The sequence below is a fragment of the Staphylococcus petrasii genome (assembly GCF_002902565.1).
Classification (GTDB): Bacteria; Bacillota; Bacilli; order Staphylococcales; family Staphylococcaceae; genus Staphylococcus; species Staphylococcus petrasii.
The window spans coordinates 1-9554 of the sequence record NZ_PPRC01000037.1; the positions used below are offsets into that span (position 1 = coordinate 1).

Here is a 9554-nt window from a genome sequence, read left to right on the forward strand (position 1 = left end):
GGGTACAGTTTCAGCCAGAAATGCCTCACAGATAAATCTGTGGGAATTTCTAAGGTCTTCAACTTGTACTGTTCCCTCGGGCGTCACACAACGTCATTCGTTGGCCATCATCAGAACTACTTACGTAAGAGTGTAAGTAGTTGTGTACATTAAACTTTTAGTTTAGAAATTTCATCACCAATTTTCATTATTTATTTAAGAATTAATTACTTAAGTATGTTAGTACTTAGGTTCCTCAAGAATCATCCAAGTCTTTTCATTATTTATTTTGGATTTTTACTTAGATATTTAAGAAGTTAAAAGTATTGTCTTATCTTTTCATATTTTACTGCTACTAAAATATGAAGAGTATATGAGTTTATGTTAATCTACCAAAACCTATATAAACTTAAATTGCTACTTTGGGCGCTAGTGTTATCACTAGCGTCTTTTTTGTTTGGGGAATTTTAAGATTATCAATAGGGGTAAAAAAGTGTAAAATGGTGATAATACTCTAGTTTATTTTGAAGGGATGAGGAGCAACATGGCGTTAATGACTATTAATTATAAATCTCCGACGATTGGGATGAATCAGTCGTTTGTGGCGATTATTCCTGAGGATGAAAGCTTTTTTAATCGTTCACAATCTGCGAAGCCATTAAAAACGTTATTGTTATTACATGGTTTATCGAGTGATGCGACATCATATACACGTTTTACAAGTATCGAGCGTTACGCTGAAGAACATCAATTGGCAGTAATTATGCCGAATGCGGACCATAGTGGGTATGCCAATATGGCGTATGGTCATAGTTATTATGATTATATTTTGGAAGTTTTCAATTATGCGCATCAAGTTTTTCCATTATCAACGAAGCGTGAAGACAATTTCATAGCGGGTCATTCAATGGGTGGTTATGGCACGATGAAATTCGTTTTGACACAGAGTGAGTTGTTTTCAAAGGCAGCACCATTATCAGCTGTGTTCGAGGCGCAAGGGTTAATTGATCTTGAGTGGACAGACTTCTCACCACAAGCAATCACTGGGCAAGATACAACGGTGAAAGGGACAGAATTAGATACATATCATTTAGTAGATGAAGCGGTTGAAAAGGGAGCAGATATACCGCAACTATTGATTCAATGTGGCACCGAAGATTTCCTATACGATGATAATCAACAGTTTATGAAATATTTAGATAACAAAGGTATTAAATATCAATACGAAGAAGGCCCTGGTGACCATGACTATGCCTTCTGGGATAAAGCGATTAAGCGCACAATCGAATGGTTAGTAGAAGGATAATGCTATAAAATAAACCCTCTAATGTGAAACGATTTCACACTAGAGGGTTAAATTTATTTATTTAACAAATAAATTACAATCGTTACATTAACTTTTTGAGATAATAGGGCTTAGGGATGATTTCAAATGGGCAAATACTTTCTATATTAATTAATGAAGATATGGATGTGTATGACATTTAATTTACGGCTATCGTCCAGATTTAATTATTGATTGTAGAAGGGAAATGTTTAATTTGAGAAAGAAAGATGGACGCAATTTCTCGTTTTTGAAGAATTGGGCAATCTTGGTAGTCGGTTTATTGGTGATAGTTTTAGTGGTTGGCCTTTTCCATAAGCAAGCGGAAGCAGTAGAGGATAGTCATCAAGGTGTGCCGCATAAAGAGGAGACGAAGCACAAGTTACCTCATCCTCTTAATCATGACAATGAGAAGGGGAAAGAGACAAATATCAATTTGGAGCCTGCTACGCCAATTAAGCCAGAGGTTCCGCACAAAGATCACTTTCGTTCTATGACTCAACTCTTTGCGAATAGTCAAGAAGGTGTCGATTGGAAGAAAGAGATTAAGAGAGCAGGCAGTAATGTCATCATTGTTGCGCCTCACGGTGGTAATATTGAAAAAGGGACAACCGAATTAACAAAAATGGTGGCGAATCATAATCATTATGACTATTATTCGTTCACAGTTTTAAACAAACAGAATCCTGAAAAGTTTCATGTGACTTCTTCACATTATAATGATCCAACATTACTTAACATGGTGAAATCAAAAGACTTTGCTGTATCAATTCATGGTGCGAAAGGGGATAAACCGGTTATTTATTTAGGTGGTTTAGATACCGAATTAAAAGAAGCGATTAAACAACAATTATTGAAACAACATTTCACAGTGAAAATCGCGCCATCTTATCTTGGTGGCGATTTGAAACAAAACTTTGTGAATCGCGATTTTAAAGATAAAGGTGTGCAATTAGAACTGACGACTGCGTTTAGAAAGTCACTTTTTACTAATGAAAATATGTCACCTAAATCTAGAGCAAATAAGAAGAACTGGTCACCAGTAATGTATAAATTCTCAGATGCATTAGACAAGGCAATTAAACAAGTGGATGATTCAGGTAAAGATAGATAATACAAAAGACTACCGGCATGGTAGTCTTTTTTGAGGTAATTAGAAAATTTATAAACTTTTTTCTACTTTAAAATAAATGATAAATAAATACCATATTGTAATAATTACCTCAATTATTAGTAAAGTATAAAAAAGATTATTTCTATTAGAAATTCCAGTTATGATTTCAAGTATTAAGGCTAAAATTCCACACGCGATTACTATAGGTAAGTACTTTAAAGTATATTTAGAGAATAAAGTTTGAGCTATTATCCAGTTTTTATCATTTTTAAATGCTTTTTTAGTACGATATCCATATAAGAAATTTCTTTCTTTTGGTGGATAATGTTTGAAGATATATCCAAAAATGCCCATCATAATGCCAAGTGGCGATAATAACATTATGTAAACTCCCTTTAAATACCGATTTTTTCTAATTATAACATTACTTACTATGTCTTTATTTATATTAAATTGAATATAAAATGTAAGTGTTTTAAAATTAATAAATAGTATTATATGAGTAAAGTTTTAAATATTGTTCTGAGTATAAAAGATGCTGTATTTCTATTTCATCAAGAAAGAGGCGTTTTCAATTGTTCAAGTATTACTTTAGTTGCATTGCTCTTTTTATAATTTTTGTGGTAATAGGCGGGATGGCATTAGCTACAGATACTAGTGAGAAAGCATCGGTTGTGGCAGTCGGGGACAATCTCATCCATCCTGTTGTGTATAATGATGCGCAACGCCAAGATGGTTCTTTCGATTTTACTCCGATGTATCAACACATTAAGAAGGACATTCAACAACCTGATTTAGCTTTTGTGAATCAAGAGTCGCCGCTTGGTGGAGATGACCGACCATTTTCAGGATTTAAGCAGTTTAATACGCCAAGTCGAATTGCCCATGACGTTGTGAATACTGGCTTTGATATAGTTAATGCTGCGAATAATCATGTGCTCGATCAAGGTGATGAGGGCGTGCATAATAATATTCAAACTTGGAAGCATTATAAAGATAAAGCGTTGTTCACTGGCGTTTTTGATTCGGAAAAGGAAGCTCAAGGTATACATACGATTACATCTAATGGTATTAAAGTGAGTGTGCTAAGTTACACATACGGTACGAATGATATGACTTCAAAATATCCTTATACAGTTAAAACATTTGATGAACAAACGATTAAACATGACGTACGCAAGGCTAAGAAAGAAAGCGATATTGTAATGGTATCGGCGCATTGGGGTAACGAGAATCACTTGCAACCGAATAAAACCCAACAAAAGTATGCACAACTCTTCGCTAATGAAGGTGTTGATGTTGTTATAGGTACACATCCCCACGTAATACAACCTATTGAATGGGTTAAAAGTCAGACATCCGATCATAAAACACTCGTGGCTTATTCGTTAGGTAATTTTCTGAATGGGCAATATGGCGGCAATGAGAATAATCAATTGTTAGGACGTATTAACTTTGATATTGTGAAAACGCCTAAAGACGCACATGTGGAACACGTGACGTGGACGAGTATGGTTAATCACTATGAGCAGGCTAATCCTTATAATAAAAACACACGTCAAAACTTCCGTATTTACAATTTAGATGATTATAATGAGCAACTTGCCCAAAAACATGGTTTACGATATGACCCGAAAAGTGAATGGAATGTTCACCATCTCCAAGATGTCACAAAACAGGTTATAGATAATCAATTTTTAAATGAAAAAAGCATGTAATATCACACACAAATCCTTCACACTAAACACAAAAAAGCTAATGTGTAAGAGATAAACTACTCTATCTCTACACATTAGCTTTTCTTCATTTAAGCATTAAATCGAACACTCACACAACGATCTTCCAATTATTTATTTTGTTCTGCGAAAGCTTTTGAGATGTCGCGTAATTTTTCTGGTGCGTCATCCCAATTCATTGTTACTTCAGTGAAATGCATTTGATCGGGTGCATCATTAATTTCGTCAAACACACGTTTCAAGTCGTTTGATGTTTTAACGTCATGCACAGCTACGTTATCTCCGCCAAATACTTTAGGTAACGCTTTGTAATCCCACATACGAATATCGTTGTAAGGCTCTTCCATACCATGGATTAAGCGTTCTACTGTGTAACCATCGTTATTGATGACAAAGATGATTGGTTTAATGTTGTGGCGAATCATTGTTGATAATTCTTGAACTGTTAATTGTAATGAGCCGTCGCCGATTAATAAGATATTACGGCGTGATGCATCGGCCATTTGTGTACCTAATGTTGATGGTAATGTGTAGCCGATTGAACCCCATAATGGTTGGCCGATAAATGACATGCCTTGAGGTAGGGCTAATTCATATGATCCGAAGAATGATGTACCTTGTTCAGCGATTAAGATGTCATCTCCGCCAATGAATTCTTGCATCATTTTGAAGTATGTCTCTTGAGTTAAAGCATCGTCAGTTAATTCATAATTGCCTTCTTCTGCTTTTTTAAAAGTAGGGAACGTACCGTCATAGTGATAATCTATATTATTTAAATCAGCTAATAAATTAGGTAACGTCACATCTTCTTCAACGATATTACCTACTTTAAAGTGACGGTGGTTAAGCATGATGACTTCATCAACATCAAACTCATATGCGAAACCTGCTGTTGCTGAGTCTGTTAATTTCGCACCAATATTTAAAATAACATCACTATTATTCACATAATCTTTAATATCTTCGTCGGCAATTTTACCATCAAAGATACCGATGTAGTGTTCATTTTCCTCATTAAAAGCACCTTTACCTAATGATAATTGTGCAACTGGAATATTAGTTTTATTTACAAATTGTGCTAATTCATCATGTAAGTGGAAACTATTAATTTCATGACCTGCGATAATGACAGGTTGTTTTGCATTATTTAATTTATCTGCCACCATATCTACGTAGCGACTTAAATCTTGTTTAGGTGTAAGTGCTACTTCATATGGATTGTCAATTTCAATTTCTTCCATTGCAACATCGATAGGTAAGTGAATGTGTACTGGACGACGTTCGCGAAGCGCCGCATTAATCACTCTAGGAATTTCGATTGTCGCGTTCTCAGGTGTAATGTACGCTTGTGCTGTAGTAATAGGTTCAAACATTTTGCGATAACTATCAAATTTGCCTTCACCAAGTGAATGGTGGACGTATTTGCCAGCATTTTCAACGGCTCTTGTAGGCGCACCAGTTAGGGCGATAACAGGCACACGTTCTGCATAAGAACCTGCGATACCGTTCACTGCACTTAATTCACCTACACCAAACGTAGTTACTAGGACGCCAAGTCCATGAATACGCGCATAACCATCTGCTGCATAACTACCATTTAATTCGTTTGTAGTACCGATCCAATCTACGCCATCATGACGCACAATGTCATCTAAGAAAGCTAAGTTGAAATCTCCAGGAACACCAAAGATTTTATCCACGCCTGCTGCATGTACTGCATCCATTAAATATTGTCCTACACGTCGTTTCATATTCATTCCACCTTTTTCTATATTTAGAATACACTTACACTATAATCCCTCTCGGAAATAAAGTCAACCAACTTGACCTTTTTAATGACCTTTTTTTGAAAATTGTTTATAATATGGATAATAATTCCCAATATAAAGGAAAGAAGTCTATGGATAGTAATAAAAGAGATTATGAACATATGTTGTTTTATTTCGCATATAAGACATTCATCACTACCGCTGATGAAATTATTGAAAAATATGACATGAGCCGACAACACCATCGGTTCCTATTTTTCATAAATAAATTACCCGGCATTACAATTAAACAATTATTGAAAACATTAGAAATTTCAAAACAAGGTTCTCATGCGACATTACGCAAGCTAAAAGAAGAAGGATTAATTATTGAACAAACCTCAGAGGAAGATCGACGCGTTAAACAGCTGTTTCCAACCCCTAAAGGAAGCAAGCTCATCGATAAGTTAAACAGAGCCCAAGATGATTTAATGCAAAGCACCTTCCAGAAAGTAGGACACGACTGGTACGCCATCATGGAAGAACTCTCTAACCGTCGCGAAGGCTTCCAAGATATTCAACACTTGAAAGATGAGGAATAAGTATTTAGACACTAGGATGTTTATTAAACGACATTCTAGTGTTTTTTTGCTTTTAATCGACATAAATAAATAGTTTGTATTATATTTCAAAAATATTGTGTAACAACTTAAAATAACTATTGTATTTTTAAAATAATTAAGTAATATTAAAAATGTAATATAAATTATTTAAAGTGATTATTGGAAGAATATTTATGAAAAAGATAAAACTAAATACGTCAATTGTAACTAATAAGTGGCTAATGGGAATAGCTACTACTGCAATCGGAGTAAGTACATTTAGTCTTTTGCAAGATCAGGCACATGCATCTGAACATAATTATCAAAAAATGCAACAAAACGCTTCATTAAATCAAAAAAATTGGGATAAAAAAACACCGAATAATCAAAGTAATAAGAATTATACATTTAAGCAAAATCATAATAGCAAGACCTCGTCATATATTAGTAAAAATGAAACTACAAAATTAGCTAATAAGCCTAAACCTAATTTAACTACACTAAAGAAACAACCTAAGCCATCACCTGCACCCGTAATGAACAAGTCAACTGTAAACACAGGTTATAAACAAACAAAACCAAATACTCAAATCATCTCTAAACCAGTACCTAGCAACAAACAAAGTTCATCATCTAAGAAAGTAATTCACTCTACAAAACCTATTAGCAAAGCCAAACCAACTACTACTAAACAAAAATCAAAAACTACTATTGTAAATAAAGCAAACATAAATAATAAAAAGCCATCTCAAAATATAGTTCTAAAACAAGCAACAAGCAAAACATCAAAAACATCAAATGTTAAGCCAAAAGTAACTTCGGCCCCTACAAAACAACAGAGTACGAAAAGCGTAAAGCAAACACAAAGTACTACATCTAAAAAAGCAGTTGTAGTTTCTAAAACAAACACTAAGCCGAAAACAACCGTGCCAACGAAACCGGCGAAAAAAGCACCAACGAAACCGATAGCTCAATCGACAGTTAAACCAAACACTCAAACTGTTACGAAACAACCAGTAACTAAAACAACAGTTTCTAAAAATGTAACACCTCCTCCTTTTGTATTAGGTGAAGTAAAACCTACAGATACCTATAGATCGATGTCTGAGTTATTTGCACATACAACTGAAGGGAAAGATTGGATAAAAGAGCGTTCTAACAGAAATAGTAACGCACTTATTATCGCGCCTCATGGAGGAAATATTGAAAAAGGAACAACCGAATTAGCTAAATCAATTGCTAATAAAGGTAACTATGATTATTATGCTTTTAATGCTATTAGAGATTATAAAAATAACGAGTTACATGTTACGTCGACAAATTATGATGACAAAGATTTAATCAATAGTAATTATAATAGAGATGTTTCTATAGCTATTCACGGTATGTCTGATGCTCAATATTACAATACCGTATTAGTGGGCGGCAGAAATTTTAGATTAATGGATCTTATTTCTCAAGAATTAAAAGGTTTGAATTACATTGTCAAAGAACCAACAGGTTATTTAGCAGGTAGGGATAAAAGAAATGTTGTTAACTTTAATAAAAATGGGATGGGGATACAATTAGAAATTACCCGTGATATTCGTAAATCATTTTTTAAAGATGGAAATGATTTAGCAAAAGCACGTAAAGATGTTAACAATTGGACTCCTGAAATGGATAATTTTGCTACAGCAATAAATAATGCGATAAAAAATTATATGAAATAACAATAAGACGAGAAACTGATATAAATTCAGCTTCTCGCCTTTAATTATGATAATTAGAATTTTTGAGCTAATTCTTTCGCTTCAGCAATTGATGCCGCTTTAATTTCTTCTGTTTTTTCAGGTTCAGCATTGTGACCTTCAATAATGATTGTTTCATATGAAGGAACGCCTAAGAATGTCATGATGTTTCTTAAGTAGCGATCGCCACTTTCAACTTCAGCAGCTGGACCTTCTGTGTAATAACCACCACGTGATTGAATGTGTAAAGCTTTTTTATCAGTTAAAAGACCTTGAGGACCTTCAGCTGTATATTTGAATGTTTTACCAGCAATTGAAATCGCATCGATATATGCTTTTAATACAGGAGGGAATGATAAATTCCACATTGGTGATACGAATACATATTTATCAGCTTCTAAAAATTCGTCTAGAATTTCGCTTAAACGATTTACTTTTTGTTGTTCGTCACTAGTTAATTCATCACCGTTACGTAATTTACCCCAACCAGTTAACACATCTTTATCAATCATAGGGATATCTTCTTTGAATAAGTCGATATGTTTTACTTCGTCGCTTGGGTGGTTTTCTTTATAAGAATCTACAAATGTTTTACCAGCAGCCATTGAATTAGATGCCAGTTCATCTAAAGGATGTGCTGTAATATATAATAATTTAGTCAAAATAGTTCTCCTCAAAAATATTTATTTCGAAATCGATATAATTAATATATTCGATTTTCAAATTATTGCAATACTTTTAGAAAAAAATCAGTCCAATGGGGTATATAATTTGCTATGCAATCTTTAAAAAAGATATTAAGTCAGTGTATAATATAGATGTATTTAGATTCATTACATATAGAAGAAATCTAATCAGTGTAGAACCTTAAAGGAGTGATAGACATGAGAGGATTATTAATTGCATTAGTTTTAGGTGTAGCTGCATATGTCGGTTTCAAGAAATATCAAAATAAAGTTAATGAAATGCCTAATATTGAATATTAAAAATAATAAGTCAAGATGTTTTCATATTGAAAATGTCTTGGCTTTTTATATTTTGTGAAATATACATAATAATTATTAAATTTAGATTAATTGAAATAAACTCAATCGAATAAAAACGTGTATAAGTTTCTCATAAGGCTAATTAATTTTATTTATATATATTGAAATAATTAATGATTTTCTTTTAAAACGACACATACTGACCGAACAATATTATATAATGACGGGAGGTACTTATCCAATCATTCCACTCGGATTAGTTGGATAAGAAAAATGGAGATTTGGTGAAATATGAAAATTTACATGATATTTACATCTGTCTCTTATACACATCT

General features: G+C 33.5%; 9 protein-coding genes. 6 read left to right on the forward strand and 3 right to left on the reverse strand.

The genetic code is table 11. The features are described 5' to 3' along the window. Positions 1-523: 523 nt before the first annotated feature. Positions 524-1285, forward strand: coding sequence for an alpha/beta hydrolase (locus CD127_RS06915; protein WP_103366219.1), 762 nt, complete (start codon positions 524-526; stop codon positions 1283-1285). A 226-nt stretch (positions 1286-1511) separates the two neighbouring features. Next, complete coding sequence (locus CD127_RS06920; protein WP_103366220.1) at positions 1512-2417, forward strand: poly-gamma-glutamate hydrolase family protein; 906 nt, start codon at positions 1512-1514, stop codon at positions 2415-2417. A gap of 48 nt (positions 2418-2465) precedes the next feature. Here CD127_RS06920 and CD127_RS06925 read toward each other — a convergent pair whose 3' ends face one another. Further along, complete coding sequence (locus CD127_RS06925) at positions 2466-2798, reverse strand: SdpI family protein (protein WP_103366221.1); 333 nt, start codon at positions 2796-2798, stop codon at positions 2466-2468. A 254-nt stretch (positions 2799-3052) separates the two neighbouring features. On the opposite strand from CD127_RS06925, the gene CD127_RS06930 reads away from it, so the two are divergent. Next, complete coding sequence (locus tag CD127_RS06930) at positions 3053-4135, forward strand: CapA family protein (protein ID WP_103366222.1); 1083 nt, start codon at positions 3053-3055, stop codon at positions 4133-4135. Between the two features lie 128 nt (positions 4136-4263). On the opposite strand, the gene CD127_RS06935 is transcribed toward CD127_RS06930, so the two are convergent. Next, positions 4264-5904, reverse strand: coding sequence for an alpha-keto acid decarboxylase family protein (locus tag CD127_RS06935; protein ID WP_103366223.1), 1641 nt, complete (start codon positions 5902-5904; stop codon positions 4264-4266). Positions 5905-6053: 149 nt separating this feature from the next. Here CD127_RS06935 and CD127_RS06940 point away from each other — a divergent pair, with 149 nt between their 5' ends. Both CD127_RS06940 and CD127_RS06945 read left to right on the forward strand, forming a co-directional pair. Further along, the gene (locus CD127_RS06940) at positions 6054-6503 is read left to right on the forward strand and encodes a MarR family winged helix-turn-helix transcriptional regulator (protein WP_103366224.1); all 450 of its coding nucleotides are present in this window, start codon (positions 6054-6056) and stop codon (positions 6501-6503) included. Positions 6504-6697: 194 nt separating this feature from the next. Further along, positions 6698-8215: a poly-gamma-glutamate hydrolase family protein gene (locus CD127_RS06945; protein WP_103366225.1), complete on the forward strand. Its 1518-nt coding sequence runs from the start codon at positions 6698-6700 to the stop codon at positions 8213-8215. Positions 8216-8268: 53 nt separating this feature from the next. Here CD127_RS06945 and CD127_RS06950 read toward each other — a convergent pair whose 3' ends face one another. After that, positions 8269-8895 (reverse strand): FMN-dependent NADH-azoreductase, encoded by a 627-nt coding sequence (locus CD127_RS06950; RefSeq protein WP_103366226.1) that lies wholly within the window; start codon positions 8893-8895, stop codon positions 8269-8271. Between the two features lie 222 nt (positions 8896-9117). Here CD127_RS06950 and CD127_RS06955 point away from each other — a divergent pair, with 222 nt between their 5' ends. Continuing rightward, positions 9118-9219, forward strand: a complete 102-nt coding sequence (locus CD127_RS06955; protein WP_103299195.1) for an SE2200 family small protein — start codon at positions 9118-9120, stop codon at positions 9217-9219. Positions 9220-9554 lie beyond the last annotated feature (335 nt).

Excerpts from the sequence above, each read along its gene's own strand:
- CD127_RS06955 (WP_103299195.1), top strand. The coding sequence starts at position 9,118 with ATGAGAGGATTATTAATTGCATTAGTTTTAGGTGTAGCTGCATATGTC.
- CD127_RS06930 (WP_103366222.1), top strand. The coding sequence starts at position 3,053 with ATGGCATTAGCTACAGATACTAGTGAGAAAGCATCGGTTGTGGCAGTC.
- CD127_RS06920 (WP_103366220.1), top strand. The coding sequence starts at position 1,512 with ATGTTTAATTTGAGAAAGAAAGATGGACGCAATTTCTCGTTTTTGAAG.
- CD127_RS06945 (WP_103366225.1), top strand. The coding sequence starts at position 6,698 with ATGAAAAAGATAAAACTAAATACGTCAATTGTAACTAATAAGTGGCTA.
- CD127_RS06940 (WP_103366224.1), top strand. The coding sequence starts at position 6,054 with ATGGATAGTAATAAAAGAGATTATGAACATATGTTGTTTTATTTCGCA.
- CD127_RS06925 (WP_103366221.1), bottom strand. The coding sequence starts at position 2,798 with ATGTTATTATCGCCACTTGGCATTATGATGGGCATTTTTGGATATATC.
- CD127_RS06915 (WP_103366219.1), top strand. The coding sequence starts at position 524 with ATGGCGTTAATGACTATTAATTATAAATCTCCGACGATTGGGATGAAT.
- CD127_RS06935 (WP_103366223.1), bottom strand. The coding sequence starts at position 5,904 with ATGAAACGACGTGTAGGACAATATTTAATGGATGCAGTACATGCAGCA.